Below are 15,333 nucleotides of genomic sequence, written 5' to 3'. Positions count from 1 at the left end.
CCCTCACCTCAGCTTCGGGTCGAGGGCGTCGCGGACCGCGTCGCCGAGCATGATGAAGGCCAGGACCGTGACCGCGAGGGCGCCCGAGGGCCACAGGAGGGCGTGGGGGGCGTTGCGGATGTAGGGGGAGGCGGCGGAGATGTCGATGCCCCAGGAGACGCTGGGCGGTTTGAGGCCGACGCCGAGGTAGGACAGGGTCGCCTCCAGGGCGATGTAGGTGCCGAGCGCGATGGTCGCGACGACGATCACCGGTGCCACGGCGTTCGGGGTGATGTGCCGCAGCAGGATGCGGGCGTCGGAGGCGCCGAGGGCGCGGGCGGCCTGGACGTAGTCGTGCTGCTTGGCGGTGATGACCGAGCCGCGCGCGATCCGGGAGATCTGCGGCCAGCCGAGCAGCACCATGAACCCGATGACCGGCCAGACCGTATTGGAGGTCACCACGGAGAGGAGGACGAGACCGCCGAGGACGACCGGGATGGCGAAGACGATGTCGGTGATCCGGGAGAGCACCGCGTCCCAGACGCCGCCGAAGTAGCCCGCGAGGCCGCCGAGCACCGACCCGAACAGGGTCACCCCGAGCGTGGCGCACAGGCCCACCGTGACGGACGTACGGGCGCCGTAGACGGTCCGTGTGTAGACGTTGCAGCCCTGGCCGTCGTACCCGAAGGGCGCGCCCGGGCCGGGGCCGTTCTGGGACCGTGCCAGGTCGCACGTCAGGGGGCTGCCGGAGGCGATCGCCGAGGGCCACAGGGAGATGAGGACGAGGAAGAGGATGACCAGGGCGGAGAGGAGGAAGACCGGGTTGCGGCGCAGGTCCCGCCAGGCGTCGGACCACAGCGAGCGCGGCCGTGCGCCGGAGGCGGCTGGTGGACGCAGTCCCGCCGGCCCGGTGCCCTCCGGTCCCCCCTCCAGCGTGGTCGCCTCGCTCGCCGCGAGGTCCATCGCGCCGCCCATGCCGGTGCCGGCGATCGCGCGCTCGGGCTCGTACGGCTGCTCAGGCATAGCGGATCCTCGGGTCGAGTACGGCGTACAGCAGGTCCACGAGCAGGTTGGCGACCAGGAAGACGAGGACGAGCACGGTCACGAAGCCGACGACCGTCTGGGTGTTCTGGCGCAGGATGCCCTGGTAGAGCTGGTAGCCGACGCCGTGGATGTTGAAGATCCGCTCAGTGACGATCGCGCCGCCCATCAGCGCGCCGATGTCGGTGCCGATGAAGGTGACCACGGGGATGAGGGAGTTGCGCAGCAGGTGCCGGGTGATGACCCGGCGCCGGGGCAGGCCCTTGGCGATCGCCGTGCGGACGTAGTCGGACCGCTTGTTCTCGGCGATGGAGGTGCGGGTCAGCCGGGTGACGTAGGCGAGCGAGACGGAGGCGAGGACCAGGCCGGGCACGATCAGCTCGTCGAAGGTGCCGCTGCGCACCGACGGCTTGATCCACTGCCATCTGATGCCGAGCAGCAGCTGGAGCAGCAGACCGGTGACGAAGGTCGGGACGGAGATCACGACCAGGGTGGCCAGCAGCACCCCGGTGTCGACCGGCCGGCCGCGCCGGAGCCCGGTCACGACGCCCAGCGTGATGCCGACGACGATCTCGAAGAGGACGGCCACGACCGTCAGCCGGATGGTGACCGGGAACGCCGTCGCCATCAGCTCGGTGACCGGCTGACCGTTGAACGCCGTACCGAAGTCTCCGGTGAAGACGTTCCCCATGTAGGTCACGTACTGCTGCCAGAGCGGCTTGTCGAGGCCGAACTCCCTCCTGAGCTGGGCGGCCGTCGCCGGGTCGCAGGCCCGCTCCCCGCACAGCCCGGCGACGGGGTCGCCCATCACGTTCACCATCAGGAAGATCAGCAGCGTGGCCCCGACGAACACCGGGACCATCTGGAGCAGCCGCCGGGCGACATAGCGTCCCATCGCGGCTCAGCCGACCTTGATCTCGTTGTAGACGGGCACGCTGAAGGGGTTGAGCGCCACGTGGGACAGCCGGTCGGAGTAGCCCGCGCTGCCGTTCTGGTACCAGAGCGGGATGGCGGCCATGTGGTCGCGCACCACCTTCTCGGCCTGCTGGAAGAGGGAGACCGCCCTGGCGGTGTCCGTCTCGGCGTTGGCCCGGTCCACCAGCCGGTCGAAGTCCTGGTCGGACCACTTGCCGTCGTTGGAGGACGCGCCCGTGTAGTAGAGCGGCTGGAGGAAGTTCTGGATGAGCGGGTAGTCCATCTGCCAGCCCGCGCGGAACGGACCGGTCATCTTGTGCCGCCCGAGCTGGTTGCGGAAGTCGGCGAAGGTGCCGACGGGGTTGCCGACGCACGCCTTGTCGTCGCCGAGCGCGTTGTTGACGGAGTTGCACACCGCGTCGATCCACTCCCTGTGCGAGCCGCTGTCCGCGTTGTAGGTGATGCTGAGCCGGCCGCCGGGGATCCCGCCGCCCTCCTTGATCAGCTGCTTCGCCCGGACGGGGTCGTAGTCGCAGGCCGTGCCGCACAGCCCCGCCTGGTAGCCGCCGGCCGCGCCGAGGACCGGGGAGGTCCAGTCGGTGGCCGGGGTCCTCGTCTTCCGGAAGATCGTCTCGGTGATCTGCCTGCGGTTGATCGCCATGGACAGACCGGTGCGGACCTTCTCCATGCCCGGCCGGTTCCAGGCCTTGTCGTAGAAGGGGAAGGCGAGGGTCTGGATGATGCCGGCCGGGGTGTTGATGTAGCGGTCGCCGAGATCCCCTTTGACGTTCTTCAGCTGGGCGGCGGGGATGTCGTCCACGAGGTCGAGGTTGCCGGCCAGGAGGTCGGTGTAGGCGGTGTTGCTGTCGGTGTAGACCAGGAGGGTCACGCCGTCGTTGCGCGCCTTGTCGGGGCCCGGGTAGCCGTCCCACTTCCTCAGGTACATCTGGGCGCCCTTCGTGTAGGACGCGATGGCGTACGGCCCGTTGCCGACCGGCTTGCCGACCCAGGCCGCGTGGTCGGTGAAGAACAGCCGGGGCAGCGGGGCGAAGGCGGCGTAGCCGAGGGTGTCGGGGAAGCCTGAGAACTTCTGGTTGAGCCGGACGGTGAAGGTGTGGTCGTCGACGACCTTCAGTCCGGAGAGCGTGTCGGCGCGCTGCCCGCCGCTGTCGGGGTGGACCTGGTCGTACCCCTCGATGTAGCCGAAGAAGTAGGCGTTCTTCTGGTTGTTGCGCAGGCTCGCCCCGTAGTTCCAGGCGTCCACGAAGGACCGGGCGGTCACCTTCTCGCCGTTGGAGAAGGTCCAGCCCCGCTTGATCCGGATGGTGAAGTTCCGCGAGTCCCGGGTCTCGATGGACCGGGCGAGCCAGTCCTGGGCCCGGCCGGTCTTCGGGTCGTACTTCTTCAGCCCACGGAAGATCATGTCGAGGACCTTGCCGCCCTGCACCTCGTTGGTGTTGGCCGGCTCCAGCGGGTTCTGCGGATCCCCCCAGGAGGAGGAGAGCACGGCGCCGCCGTTGCCGCCCCCGCTCCAGCCCGCGCCCCCGCAGGCGGTGGCCGCGAGCGTCATGACCACCGCGCCGGCGGCCCATCGGGCGTGCGCGCTGCCCCGCATGGCGTGCCTCCTCCCTGGGCCGGGACCGACTATCGGTCACATCGACACATACCGCGCACACCTCCTGCACACTGCCCGATTGGGCCGTCTTTAGGGGGACACGTCATCCGAATGCAGGCACCCCTCGTCCACCGCCCCGATGATCTTGTGCGTCACGCGCAACAGATCTTCGTGTAACGATGCCGAAACGTTGGATTGGGGTGGGGGGATGTACGCATTTCGACACTCCACCGTCCGCATATCGAACTCCTTGCCCGGATTGCCCATTTGGTCCGATGTGAAGCACGGATTGATTACGGCGCGCTACCCGCGTAGCTACGGAATGATCAAGGAAGAGCAAAGAAGGTAAAGAGACAACCAAGGCGGCCGAGAATTTATTGACCTTGAATGAATTGCGTTGAAAAAGTCCGGCGTAGCCCGTAGGGGAGCGCCCTGCGGAGCCTTGACCCACAAGGCACGGAGCATCATGACCCCCGCAACCCCTTCCCCGGCCGCCCCACTTGAGGTGACCGACGAAGACAGCCCCGCATCGGCGAAGCCCGGCACCCCCAAGGGCAGCGAAAGCCGCTCTCCGGGACGGCTGGCCTGGACCCGCTTCAAGCGGGACCGGACGGGCGTCATATCCGCCTTCGTGGTGATCTTCTTCTTCGCCGTCGGCATCCTCGCGCCGCTCATAGCCAAGGTGTACGGCAAGGACCCGTACACCACCTACGGCATGAACACCCCGGGCCTGCTGAACGAGTTCAACTTCCCGATCAAGCCCAACGGCGGCATCAGCTCCGACTTCTGGTTCGGCATCGAACCGCAGCTGGGCCGGGACGTCTTCACCTTCCTGCTCTACGGCATCCGCAACTCGCTGCTGATCGCGGCGGTGGCCGCCCTGCTGACGACCCTGCTCGGCGTCGTCATCGGCATCACCGCGGGCTACCTGGGCGGCAAGACGGACTACCTCGTCAGCCGCGTGATCGACATCCTGCTGGCGTTCCCGCAGACCCTGTTCTTCATCGCCTTCTGGCCCGTGGTCATGGCGATCTTCGTCTCGCCGGAGGAGAACACCCCGGTCTGGCTGACGGTCACCAGCCTCATCCTCGTGATGACGGCCTTCGGCTGGGCCTCCATCGCCCGTCTGCTGCGCGGCGAGGTCCTCGCCCTGCGCGAGCGGGAGTTCGTCGAGGCGGCCAAGGTCACCGGCGCCTCCCCGGCCCGCATCATCTTCAAGGAACTGCTGCCCAACCTGTGGACGCCGATCCTGATCCAGTCCACGCTGCTGCTTCCCACCTACGTCACGGCGGAAGCGGGCCTCGCCTTCGTCGGCGTCGGCCTCTCGGACCCCACCCCCGACTGGGGCGTGATGATCCAGAACGGTGCCAAGTACTACCAGGACGACATCACCTTCATGCTCTTCCCGGGCCTGACGATGGTGATCTTCGTCGTCGCCTTCAACCTTCTCGGTGACTCGGTCCGCGACGCCCTGGACCCCAAGACCAAGCGCTGATGCGTCATCCCCGGCCACGGCGACGGGGCCCGGCCGGGGTCCAGCACCACTTCGTTCCTCCACCAGAACAGGCCAGCCATGTCCTTTTCCCGCAGAAACTTCCTGATCGCCACCTCTGTCGCGGCCGCGGGCACGACGGTGCTGTCCGCGTGCAGCAGCGGTGACGCGGGCGGCAGCGGCGGCACCCCGAGTGCCGGCGCCACGGAGTACACCGGTGCCAAGGTCACCATCGGCACCGCGGCCGACTCCACCGGCCCGGCCCCGGAGATCCCCGGCGCGAAGACGGGCGGCACGATCCACGGCCTGGCCCCGGACGACTTCTCGCACCTGGACCCGCAGCGCATCTACTACGCGTACAACTCCACCGTCGCGCTGCTGCTGCACCGCTGCCTGACCGGCTACAAGATCGACGCCTCGGGCAAGCAGAAGCTGGTCGGCGACCTGGCCACCGACACCGGCAAGGCGTCCGACGACAACAAGACCTGGACCTTCACGCTGAAGGAGGGTCTGAAGTGGGAGGACGGCAGCGAGCTGACCGTCGAGGACGTCCGCCACGGCTTCGAGCGCTCCTGGGCGCCGTTCGTCACCGAGGGCGCCGACTACGCCCAGCGTGCGCTGACGGGCAAGGGCGGCAAGTGGCGTGACGCGTACGAGGGCCCGTACAAGGGCAAGCACCTCGACTCGATCGTCACCGACAAGGCCAAGCGGACGATCACCTTCAAGCTGGCCGAGTCGAAGCCCGACTTCAACTTCACCCTGGCCATGCACTCCTACGCCGCGGTGCCGGTGAAGCTGGACACCAAGGAGAAGTACGACAAGAAGCCGGTCGCCTGCGGCCCGTACAAGATCAAGGCCCACACCACCGACAAGTCGATGGTGCTGATCCGCAACAAGCACTGGGACCCGAAGACCGACTCGATCCGCAACGCCTACCCGGACGGTTTCGAGTTCACCTTCGGCGTCGAGACGCTGGACGGTGTCGACCGCCTCATCTCCTCCCAGGGCAACGACGCCTACGGCGTCTCCATCTACAAGGGCGTGCCCGCCGAGCGCATCCAGAAGGTCCTCACCGACCCGGACCTGAAGAAGCGCACCTTCAACGGCCTGCTGACCGGCACCTACTTCTACTGGATCAACACCAAGCGCGTCACGGACCTGAAGGTCCGCCAGGCCCTCATCCACGCCTGGCCGCTGCAGCAGATCCGGCAGATCTACGGCGGCCCGTCCGCCGGTGACTTCGCGACCTCGGTCCTCAGCCCCGACATCATCGGCTACCAGAAGACCGATGTGTACAACAAGCTGAAGAAGCCGCAGGGCGACCCGGAGGCCGCGAAGAAGCTGCTGAAGGAGGCCGGCAAGCTCGGCCAGAAGGTCGTCTACGCCTTCCCGAACGACCCGACCTACAACAAGACGAAGGTCGTCATCGAGAACGCACTGAAGGCGGCCGGCTTCACCCCGGTCATCAAGCCGCTGGAGTCCACGGCGTACTACGACCAGGTCCAGCAGATCGACAACAGCTACGACGTGATGTGGGGCGGCTGGTCCCCGGACTGGCCCACCGCCTACACGATGATCCAGCCGCTGCTCGACGGCGACGCGATCGGCAACGGCAAGAACAACGTCTCGCAGACCAACGTCGACTGGATCAACGAGGCCATCAAGAAGAACGCCGTCATCCCGGACCAGCAGGAGGCCGGCAAGGCCTGGGCCGCGCTGGACAAGCGGATCATGGAGGAGGTCGCTCCGATGATCCCCGAGACGTACCAGCGTCGCTTCTACGTCTACGGCAACAAGGTCGGCGGCGCCCAGTTCGACCCGAACTTCTCCGCGACCCTGCTGTACAAGACCTTCGTCAAGGCCTGACGTACGGCCCCCTAGGCGGGGCGGCCCGGTGCCGCCCCGCCGTCTTGACCCCCCTACGGCATCCGTCAGGAAATCCCAACTGCCATGTTCCGCTTCCTCGTCCGCCGGATCCTCGGCGCCGCGGTGATCCTGCTGATCATCAGTGCCCTGGTGTTCGTCCTGTTCTACGCCGCTCCGCGCGACCCCGCCCGCATCGCGTGCGGCAAGGTCTGCACCCCTGAGACCCTGGCCCTGGTGCGGAAGAACCTGGCGATCTCCGACCCGCTCCCCGTGCAGTACTGGGAATGGCTCAAGGGCCTGTTCGTGGGGCGGGACTACAGCTCGTTCGGACACTGCGACGCTCCCTGCCTGGGCTTCTCCTTCCAGAGCCGCGAGCCGGTGCTGGACACCATCCTGGACCGCTTCCCCACCACGGTGTCCCTGTCCCTGGGTGCTGCCGTCATCTTCCTGTTCTTCGGTGTCGGCACCGGCATGGTGGCGGCCGTCAAGCAGGGCAAGGCCCTGGACAAGATCGCCAGCTCCGCCTCGCTGGTCGCGTCCTCGATGCAGATCTACGTCGTCGGTGTCTTCGCCACCTACCTCCTGGTCGACCAGATGCACCTGCTGGACCGGGCGAGCTACACACCGTTCACGGACAACCCCGGCAAGTGGTTCTCGGGCCTGCTGGTGCCGTGGCTGGTGCTGTCGCTGATCTTCACCGCCAACTACACGCGTATGACGCGCTCCCAGATGGTCGAGTCGCTCACCCAGGACTACGTCCGCACCGCCCGCGCCAAGGGCCTGTCCCGCCGCACGGTGTTCTTCCGGTTCGCCTGGCGCGGCGCCATGGGCCCGATCATCACCATCTTCGGCCTCGACCTCGGTGTGCTGCTCGGCGGCGCGATCATCACCGAGTCGACCTTCAGCCTCCAGGGCCTCGGCATGCTCTCGGTGAAGGCGGTCCAGAACAACGACCTGCCGGTGCTGCTCGGCGTCATCCTGGTGGCCGCCGGCGCGATCGTCGTCTTCAACATCATCGTGGACGCCGTCTACGCCCTGATCGACCCGCGCGTGCGCCTCGCTTAAGGAGAGACCATGAGCACCCCCTTCCTCTCCGTCCGCGACCTCAAGGTGCACTTCTCCACCGAGGACGGCATCGTCAAGGCCGTCGACGGGCTCTCCTTCGACCTGGAGAAGGGCAAGACCCTCGGCATCGTCGGCGAGTCCGGCTCCGGCAAGTCCGTCACCAACATGGCGATCCTGGGCCTGCACGACCCGCGCAACACCGCCCTCGACGGCGAGATCCTGCTCGACGACAAGGAGCTGATCACCGCCTCCGAGAAGGAGCTGGAGCAGCTCCGCGGCAACAAGATGTCGATGATCTTCCAGGACGCGCTGGCCTCGCTGTCGCCGTACCACACCATCGGCGCGCAGATCGCCGAGACCTACCGGAAGCACACCGGCTGCACCAAGCGCGAGGCCCGGGTCCGCGCGATCGAGATGCTGCGCCGGGTCGGCATCCCGCAGCCGGACGTCCGGGTGGACGACTACCCGCACCAGTTCTCCGGCGGTATGCGCCAGCGCGCGATGATCGCCATGGCGCTGGTCTGCGACCCCGAGCTGCTCATCGCCGACGAGCCGACCACGGCCCTCGACGTGACGGTCCAGGCGCAGATCATGGACCTGCTCAAGGACCTCCAGCAGGAGTTCGGCACCGCGATCATCTTCATCACGCACGACCTCGGTGTCATCGCCGACATCGCGGACGACGTGCTGGTGATGTACGGCGGCCGGTGCGTGGAGCGCGGGACGAAGAAGGAAGTGCTGCGGGACCCGCAGCACCCGTACACGCTGGGGCTGCTCGGTTCGATGCCGGCGCTGGACGGGCCGGTCGACGTCCCCCTGTCGCCGATCCCCGGTTCGCCGCCCTCCCTGCTCAACCCGCCGTCCGGCTGCCGCTTCCACCCCCGCTGTGCGTTCGCCGACAAGGTGGCCGGCGGGCGGTGCTCCAGCGAGCGGCCGGCGCTGGACGTCGTGGACGGGCGCGGTGCGGCCTGCCACCTGACGCCGGAGCAGAAGCGCGAGTTGTTCACCGACTACGCCGCCGCCCGCACCCACTGACGGATTTCAGACGGGACTTCACCACCATGAGCAGCACCACCCCCCTCCTGGACGTCTCCGGGCTCACCAAGCACTTCCCGATCAAGGGCGGCTTCCCCATCAAGCGGACGGTCGGCGCCGTGCAGGCCGTCGACGGCCTGGACTTCCAGGTGGCCGAGGGCGAGAGCCTGGGCCTGGTCGGCGAGTCGGGCTGTGGCAAGTCGACCACGGGCCGGCTGATCACGCGCCTGCTGGAGCCGACCGGCGGCCGGATCACCTACCGCGGGCAGGACATCACGCACGCCGGCCGCAAGCAGTTGGCGCCGATCCGCTCCGAGATCCAGATGATCTTCCAGGACCCGTACGCCTCGCTGAACCCGCGGCAGACGGTCGGCAAGATCATCTCCGGCCCGATGGAGATCAACGGCATCAACCCGCCCGGCGGCCACGAGAAGCGCGTGCGCGAGCTGCTGGAGATCGTCGGTCTCAACCCGGAGCACTACAACCGCTTCCCGCACGAGTTCTCCGGCGGCCAGCGCCAGCGCATCGGCGTCGCCCGCGCCCTCGCCCTGGAGCCGAAGCTGATCGTGGCGGACGAGCCGGTCTCGGCGCTGGACGTCTCGATCCAGGCGCAGGTCGTCAACCTGCTCCAGCAGGTCCAGAAGGACCTCGGCATCGCGTTCGTGTTCATCGCGCACGACCTGGCGATCGTGCGGCACTTCTCCCAGCGCGTGGCCGTCATGTACCTGGGTAAGATCGTCGAGATCGCCGACCGCGACGACCTGTACAACAACCCGCGGCACCCCTACACGCGGGCCCTGCTGTCCGCCGTGCCCGAGGCCACGGTGGACGAGGAGCCGCGTGAGCGCATCCGCCTGACCGGGGATGTGCCGTCGCCGATCAACCCGCCGTCCGGCTGCCGCTTCCGCACCCGGTGCTGGAAGGCGACCGAGAAGTGCGCGACGGAGGCCCCGCCGCTGGTGGAGGCGGCGGGCAACAAGCCCGGTCACCTGACGGCGTGCCACTACCCGGAGACGGCGGACACCGTGCCCGCCCCGCGCCTCTCCAAGGACCCCGAGGCGGCGGCCTGACACACCCCTTTCCGTCAGCCGCCCCCTTGCGGAGCGGACTTTCACCGGCCCATTGACCCGAGCCCATGAACGTCCGGTCCAGGGGACGAGGGCCCGCGCCTTCCCAGGCACGGGCCCTCTTCGCGGTTCCGGACCGGGATTCCGGATCGCTCAACGCCCTTATTGTTCAGGAGAGTTCAAGAACTGCCCGGTTCCTGACACACCGTTCAGCATCCTGTGACAGACTGCCGCGGTGGTGGATCACGTCTATGCCGATCTCTCGCTGGCCGCGCTGTACGACCGCCTCAACCCCTGGGGACCGGGTGACGACTTCTACCTCGGACTGCTGCGGCAGGCCGGCTCCGTGCTGGACATCGGGTGCGGCACCGGGCAGCTGCTGCGGCGGGCCCGGGCCGAGGGGCACCGGGGTCGGCTGACGGGCCTCGATCCGGCCGCCGCCATGCTGGTCCAGGCGCGGCGGGCCCGGCCGGACGTCGAGTGGGTGCTCGGCGATGTGCGGGTGCGCTGCTGGCGGCCGGAGTTCGACCTGGTCGTCATGACCGGCCACGCCTTCCAGGAACTGGTGACGGACGAGGAGATCCGGACCTGTCTGCACGCCGTCCGCTCGGCCCTCCGCGACGGCGGCCGCTTCGCCTTCGAGACCCGCAACCCCTCCGCCCGCGCCTGGGAGCGCTGGACCCCGGACCGGGTGCACGAGGTCGCCGACGCCGACGGCAGACCGGTGCAGGTGTGGCACGAGGTGCAGGGCACGGGTCTGATCCACGGCCGGGTCCACTTCACGGAGACCTACGCCGGCCCTGCCTGGCCCGCCCCCCAGGTCCACCACAGCGTCCTCCGCTTCCTGGACACCGACACCCTGGGGTCCTTCCTCACGCAGGCGGGCCTGACCGTGACCGAGCAGTACGGCGACTGGGACCGGTCCCCGCTGACCCCCGGCTCCCCGGAGATCATCACGGTGGCCCGGCGGGACTGACTGTGTCTCGCCGGGTGCTGCACATCATTTGATCGACGTCGCATTGAGGACTCTTGCGCTACGATCCCGGGTACCTAAGTCACTGTCAGGTGCGCGGAAACCCGCCTTGAGCACTGTTTGCAATCGGTTGATCACTTGGAGTGATATGGCCAGGTTGAACAGGACTACCCAATATGTCATTGCCGGGATCGGTGCGGCCGCTGTCATCATCGCAGCCATAATCACCGGCTTCTTCGGCCTCTTGCAGAGCGACGACGGAAAGCGCACCGAATGCAGCCAGGGTGCGGTCTGCGGTGACCACAACTCTGGAAACACCGTCAATGGCGGCAAGAATGAAACCGCACATCCATAGACGGGGACCTGAGGGGGATTCCACGCGCGCCCAAGCAGGTCGCATATTGGCTCTGGTCGCATCTCTCGCACTCGCCATATCCCTCACAGGCTGTACTGACAGTAAAGTCAATAATTGCTCGTCAGGGGCGGTCTGCGGGGACGGCAACAAGGGCAACGCCATCGGCAGATCCGCCGAACCACTGCTCCCCTCCGACCCGGACTCACCGTCCGGCGAGGTTACGCGCAGCACGGAAAGCAGCCCCGCCCCACGGGCGACTTCCACCCCGTGGAGAGGGAGCATCAATCTGAGCTTCGTCGACCTCGACTCGCGTCCCCCCAAAACACTGTCCAACAACGGTGGTGCAACCATCTGGGTCGACTACGAGCTCGACTCGCAAGGTGACGCGCAAGGCGAAGGAGCAACCCTGTACGGCCTCGGAGGAGGCCTCTTCACGACACAGGCGACCATTGCACAGTGGACCGATTCGGCCAGGCCGAACCAGCAGCAGTGTTCCGAGCGGATCTCCACGCAGGCCACGGAAACCCTGCCGGTGGCCCGCGGGGACCGCTATTGCGTCAGGACGGCAGCAGGGCGCACCGCCTTCATCGAGGTCGGAGCTTTCAACAAGGCGACCGGCTCCTTTGCCGCCACTGCCGAGATCTGGGACGCAACCTCCTGAATGCCTGAGGGCTTTCGCCGGACACCGGCGGAACCGGTGCCTTTCTCCCGACCGGAGTACTAACCCGCCTGGTCCTCCTCCAGCGCCGACAGCGCCGGATCCAGCACGATGTCCTCCTCCCGGGCCTCCGTCGTCGGGTCCTCCGGGAAGTGGCAGGCCGTCAGGTGGCCGTCCCGGTTGCCGGAGATCCTGAGCAGCGGGGGTTCCTCGGCCGCGCACCTGTCCTGGGCCTTCCAGCAGCGGGTGCGGAAGCGGCAGCCGGACGGCGGGGAGATGGGGGACGGTACGTCACCGGCGAGGCGGATGCGCTCGCGTGGGGGCGCGTCTTCCTCCGTGAGGGTCACCTCGGGGACGGCGGACAGCAGGGCGTGGGTGTAGGGGTGGCGCGGGCGGATGTAGATGGAGTCGCGGTCGCCCACCTCGATGATCTTGCCGAGGTACATGACGGCGACGCGCTGGGAGAAGTGCCGTACGACGGCCAGGTCGTGGGCGATGAAGACGAACGCGATGCCCAGTTCCCGCTGCACCTGCTGGAGCAGGTTGACGACCTGGGCCTGGATGGAGACGTCCAGGGCGGAGACCGGCTCGTCGGCGACGATCAGCTTCGGCTCCAGAGCGAGGGCGCGGGCCACGCCGATGCGCTGGCGCTGGCCGCCGGAGAACTCGTGCGGGAAGCGGTTGTAGTGCTCCGGGTTCAGGCCCACGGTCTCCAGGAGTTCGCGGACCCGCTTCTCCCGGCCGCCGGGCGGGTTGATCCCGTTGATCTCCATCGGACCGGAGATGATCTTGCCGACCGTCTGCCGCGGGTTCAGCGACGAGTACGGGTCCTGGAAGATCATCTGGATCTCGGAGCGGATCGGCGCGAGCTGCTTGCGGGTGGCGTGGCTGATGTCCTGCCCGCGGTAGGTGATCGTGCCGCTGGTCGGTTCCATCAGGCGGGTGATCAGCCGGCCCGTGGTCGACTTGCCGCAGCCCGACTCGCCGACCAGGCCGAAGCTCTCCCCCGCGTGCACGGTCAGGTCGAGGCCGTCGACGGCCTGGACCTGGCCGACCGTGCGGCGGATGGGGAAGCCGCCCTTCACCGGGAAGTGCTTGACCAGCCCCGAGACCGTGAGCAGCGGCTCCGCGGCCGCGTCGGTGCCGGCCTCGTGGGTGGTGGGGAGGACGAGGTCCTCTTTCATGACGGGTCCTCCTAGCCCAGTGAGGGCCTGATCTCTTCGACGAAGATGGTTCGCTTCTGCTCCGCGCTCAGGTGGCACGCCGAGGAGCGGTCCGGCGCCAGCAGGGGGCGCTCGGTGGTGCAGCGGTTGCCGCCGACCCGGTCCCGGAAGGTGCACCGGGGGTGGAAACGGCAGCCGGACGGCGGGGTGAGCAGACTCGGCGGGGCGCCGGGGATGGGCGAGAGCGGGGTGCCGAGGTCGGAGTCCAGCCGGGGCATGGAGTTCAGCAGGCCCCAGGTGTACGGGTGCTGCGGGGAGCGGAGAACCTCGTCCACGGTGCCGCGTTCCACCGCCCGGCCCGCGTACATCACCATGATGTCGTCGGCCATGTCGGCGATGACCCCGAGATCGTGGGTGATGAAGACGATCGCCGTGCCGAACTCCCGCTGGAGGTCCTTGAGCAGGTCCAGGATCTGGGCCTGGACGGTCACGTCCAGGGCCGTGGTCGGTTCGTCGGCGATCAGCAGGTCCGGGTCGCAGACCAGCGCCATGGCGATCATCGCGCGCTGGCGCATACCGCCGGAGAACTGGTGCGGGTAGTCCCGGGCGCGCTCCCTGGGGTTGGGGATGCCGACCTTGGCGAGCATGTCCACGGCCCGTTCCCAGGCCGCCTTCTTCGAGGCGCCGGTGTGCTTCATGTACGGCTCGGCGATCTGCCGGCCGATGGTGTAGAAGGGCGACAGCGCGGTGAGCGGGTCCTGGAAGATCATCGCCACCCGGTTGCCGCGGAGCTTCTCCATCTCCTTCTCGGTGGCGGTGATGAGTTCCTTGCCGTCGAGGACGATCTCCCCGTCGATCGTCGTGAACAGCGGGTCGTGCAGCCCGAGGATGGTCAGGTTGGTGACCGACTTGCCCGAGCCCGACTCGCCCACGATGCCGAGGGTCTTCCCGCGGTGCAGATCGAAGGAGAGGCCGTCGACGGCCCTGACCGGGCCGTCCTCGGTGGAGAACGTCACCTGGAGATCGCGCACCGAGAGGAATCCGTCCGGCCCGGTCGGGGCCGGTGCGCCCTCGGCCTTGGTCACTGTGGTCACGATGGCTGGTTCTTCCTAGGAGAGCCGGATGCGGGGGTCGATCCACGCGTAGGTGATGTCGGTCAGGATGTTGATGATCAGGATGAAGAAGGCGCCGAACAGCATGACCCCCATCGTCAGCGGCAGGTCCTTGTTGACCGCGCCGTCCACGGCGAGCCGCCCGATCCCCTGGAGGGAGAAGGTCAGTTCGGTGACGACGGCACCGCCCAGCATGGAGCTGACGTCGATGCCGAGCACGGTGACGATCGGGATGAGCGAGCCGCGCCAGGCGTAGCGCAGGAAGACGTACTTGCGTGACATGCCCTTGGCCCGGGCGGTGCGCACATGGTCCTCGGCGAGCTGCTCGATCATCGACGAGCGCGCCATACGGGTGTACTGCGCGGTGAAGATCGTGGCCATCACGCACACCGGGATCGACATCCCGACGAACCAGCCGAACGGGTCCTGGGTGAGGGGCACGTACTTCGGGTCCTCCATCCAGCCGGTGCTGTAGACGAGGATCGTCAGCACGATGGGGCCGAGGAAGTAGATCTGGAAGGAACTGAGCACCATGGACGCGCCGGTGGCGACCTTGTCGACCATCGTGCCGCGCCGGTAGGCGGCGATCATGCCGGCGCCGACGCCGACGAGGAGGAAGACGACCGCACCGCCGGCGGTCAGGGTGAGGGTCAGCGGGAACCGGTCCAGGATGGTGCTCCAGACCATGTCCCCCGAGTAGAACGACACGCCCAGGCAGGGGGCCGAGCAGTGCCCGGCCGGGAAGTCACGGCCCGTCACGATGCCGGTCATGAAGTCCCAGAACTGCTGGGCGAGGGGCAGGTTGAGGCCCAGGGCCTCCCGGATGTCCGCCAGCCGCTGGGGCGAACAGTCCTTGCCGCAGGCCAGGGAGGCGTAGTCGGAGGGTGCGGCCACGAAGAGGAAGAAGGTCGCCGCCCCGATGAGGAAGAGCGTGACGAAGGCGCCGACCGTGCGCCGGATGATGAACTGAAGCATGGCGGGCTGGCTGCTCTCTGCG

Annotated in this window: 14 protein-coding genes; 7 read left to right on the top strand and 7 right to left on the bottom strand. The window is 67.9% G+C overall.

Annotated features, from left to right (window positions below):
* Positions 1-3: 3 nt before the first annotated feature.
* Genes ABZ923_RS14680 through ABZ923_RS14670 form a run of 3 tightly spaced genes read right to left on the bottom strand, consistent with a single transcriptional unit; the run spans position 4 to position 3,550 of the window.
* A complete protein-coding gene (locus ABZ923_RS14680) occupies positions 4-1,002 on the bottom strand; it encodes an ABC transporter permease (protein ID WP_361470900.1) in 999 nt (332 codons plus the stop codon).
* On the bottom strand, positions 995-1,915 hold the full coding sequence (locus tag ABZ923_RS14675; protein ID WP_361470898.1) for an ABC transporter permease: 921 nt from the start codon (positions 1,913-1,915) through the stop codon (positions 995-997). The genes ABZ923_RS14680 and ABZ923_RS14675 overlap by 8 nt, the downstream gene beginning before the upstream one ends.
* Before the next feature lie 6 nt (positions 1,916-1,921).
* The gene (locus ABZ923_RS14670; protein ID WP_361470896.1) at positions 1,922-3,550 is read right to left on the bottom strand and encodes an ABC transporter substrate-binding protein; all 1,629 of its coding nucleotides are present in this window, start codon (positions 3,548-3,550) and stop codon (positions 1,922-1,924) included.
* 466 nt (positions 3,551-4,016) lie between these two features.
* On the opposite strand from ABZ923_RS14670, the gene ABZ923_RS14665 reads away from it, so the two are divergent.
* The 6 genes from ABZ923_RS14665 to ABZ923_RS14640 all read left to right on the top strand — a co-directional run bounded on the left by ABZ923_RS14665 (position 4,017) and on the right by ABZ923_RS14640 (position 11,051).
* Positions 4,017-5,045: an ABC transporter permease gene (locus ABZ923_RS14665; protein ID WP_361470894.1), complete on the top strand. Its 1,029-nt coding sequence runs from the start codon at positions 4,017-4,019 to the stop codon at positions 5,043-5,045.
* 78 nt (positions 5,046-5,123) lie between these two features.
* The gene (locus ABZ923_RS14660) at positions 5,124-6,908 is read left to right on the top strand and encodes an ABC transporter substrate-binding protein (RefSeq protein ID WP_361470892.1); all 1,785 of its coding nucleotides are present in this window, start codon (positions 5,124-5,126) and stop codon (positions 6,906-6,908) included.
* An 84-nt stretch (positions 6,909-6,992) separates the two neighbouring features.
* The gene (locus ABZ923_RS14655; RefSeq protein ID WP_361470890.1) at positions 6,993-7,973 is read left to right on the top strand and encodes an ABC transporter permease; all 981 of its coding nucleotides are present in this window, start codon (positions 6,993-6,995) and stop codon (positions 7,971-7,973) included.
* 9 nt (positions 7,974-7,982) lie between these two features.
* Positions 7,983-9,008 carry an ABC transporter ATP-binding protein gene (locus ABZ923_RS14650; protein ID WP_361470888.1) on the top strand — a complete coding sequence of 342 codons (1,026 nt, stop codon included), beginning with the start codon at positions 7,983-7,985 and terminating at the stop codon, positions 9,006-9,008.
* A gap of 26 nt (positions 9,009-9,034) precedes the next feature.
* Complete coding sequence (locus ABZ923_RS14645; RefSeq protein ID WP_361470887.1) at positions 9,035-10,078, top strand: dipeptide ABC transporter ATP-binding protein; 1,044 nt, start codon at positions 9,035-9,037, stop codon at positions 10,076-10,078.
* Positions 10,079-10,310: 232 nt separating this feature from the next.
* The gene (locus ABZ923_RS14640) at positions 10,311-11,051 is read left to right on the top strand and encodes a class I SAM-dependent methyltransferase (RefSeq protein WP_361470886.1); all 741 of its coding nucleotides are present in this window, start codon (positions 10,311-10,313) and stop codon (positions 11,049-11,051) included.
* A gap of 85 nt (positions 11,052-11,136) precedes the next feature.
* On the opposite strand, the gene ABZ923_RS14635 is transcribed toward ABZ923_RS14640, so the two are convergent.
* The gene (locus ABZ923_RS14635) at positions 11,137-11,397 is read right to left on the bottom strand and encodes a hypothetical protein (protein ID WP_361470884.1); all 261 of its coding nucleotides are present in this window, start codon (positions 11,395-11,397) and stop codon (positions 11,137-11,139) included.
* Between the two features lie 52 nt (positions 11,398-11,449).
* On the opposite strand from ABZ923_RS14635, the gene ABZ923_RS14630 reads away from it, so the two are divergent.
* Positions 11,450-12,064 (top strand): hypothetical protein, encoded by a 615-nt coding sequence (locus ABZ923_RS14630; RefSeq protein WP_361470882.1) that lies wholly within the window; start codon positions 11,450-11,452, stop codon positions 12,062-12,064.
* Positions 12,065-12,123: 59 nt separating this feature from the next.
* Here the strand turns inward: ABZ923_RS14630 and ABZ923_RS14625 are convergent, their stop codons facing one another.
* From ABZ923_RS14625 to ABZ923_RS14615, 3 genes are read right to left on the bottom strand one after another with little or no spacing between them, the layout of a single operon-like run.
* A complete protein-coding gene (locus ABZ923_RS14625) occupies positions 12,124-13,245 on the bottom strand; it encodes a dipeptide ABC transporter ATP-binding protein (protein WP_361470881.1) in 1,122 nt (373 codons plus the stop codon).
* Between the two features lie 11 nt (positions 13,246-13,256).
* Complete coding sequence (locus tag ABZ923_RS14620; protein ID WP_361470879.1) at positions 13,257-14,318, bottom strand: ABC transporter ATP-binding protein; 1,062 nt, start codon at positions 14,316-14,318, stop codon at positions 13,257-13,259.
* A gap of 15 nt (positions 14,319-14,333) precedes the next feature.
* Positions 14,334-15,311: an ABC transporter permease gene (locus tag ABZ923_RS14615; RefSeq protein WP_361470877.1), complete on the bottom strand. Its 978-nt coding sequence runs from the start codon at positions 15,309-15,311 to the stop codon at positions 14,334-14,336.
* Positions 15,312-15,333 lie beyond the last annotated feature (22 nt).

It is taken from the genome of Streptomyces sp. NPDC046881, from assembly GCF_040645015.1.
Classification (GTDB): domain Bacteria; phylum Actinomycetota; class Actinomycetes; order Streptomycetales; family Streptomycetaceae; genus Streptomyces.
The sequence above is the reverse complement of the archived record's forward strand: the minus strand, read 5'-3'. Positions and strand labels throughout refer to the sequence as shown.

What these genes read in the sequence shown, in the direction of transcription:
- ABZ923_RS14680 (WP_361470900.1), bottom strand. Translation starts at nt 1,002, where the DNA reads ATGCCTGAGCAGCCGTACGAGCCCGAGCGCGCGATCGCCGGCACCGGC.
- ABZ923_RS14675 (WP_361470898.1), bottom strand. Translation starts at nt 1,915, where the DNA reads ATGGGACGCTATGTCGCCCGGCGGCTGCTCCAGATGGTCCCGGTGTTC.
- ABZ923_RS14670 (WP_361470896.1), bottom strand. Translation starts at nt 3,550, where the DNA reads ATGCGGGGCAGCGCGCACGCCCGATGGGCCGCCGGCGCGGTGGTCATG.
- ABZ923_RS14665 (WP_361470894.1), top strand. Translation starts at nt 4,017, where the DNA reads ATGACCCCCGCAACCCCTTCCCCGGCCGCCCCACTTGAGGTGACCGAC.
- ABZ923_RS14660 (WP_361470892.1), top strand. Translation starts at nt 5,124, where the DNA reads ATGTCCTTTTCCCGCAGAAACTTCCTGATCGCCACCTCTGTCGCGGCC.
- ABZ923_RS14655 (WP_361470890.1), top strand. Translation starts at nt 6,993, where the DNA reads ATGTTCCGCTTCCTCGTCCGCCGGATCCTCGGCGCCGCGGTGATCCTG.
- ABZ923_RS14650 (WP_361470888.1), top strand. Translation starts at nt 7,983, where the DNA reads ATGAGCACCCCCTTCCTCTCCGTCCGCGACCTCAAGGTGCACTTCTCC.
- ABZ923_RS14645 (WP_361470887.1), top strand. Translation starts at nt 9,035, where the DNA reads ATGAGCAGCACCACCCCCCTCCTGGACGTCTCCGGGCTCACCAAGCAC.
- ABZ923_RS14635 (WP_361470884.1), bottom strand. Translation starts at nt 11,397, where the DNA reads ATGTGCGGTTTCATTCTTGCCGCCATTGACGGTGTTTCCAGAGTTGTG.
- ABZ923_RS14625 (WP_361470881.1), bottom strand. Translation starts at nt 13,245, where the DNA reads ATGAAAGAGGACCTCGTCCTCCCCACCACCCACGAGGCCGGCACCGAC.
- ABZ923_RS14615 (WP_361470877.1), bottom strand. Translation starts at nt 15,311, where the DNA reads ATGCTTCAGTTCATCATCCGGCGCACGGTCGGCGCCTTCGTCACGCTC.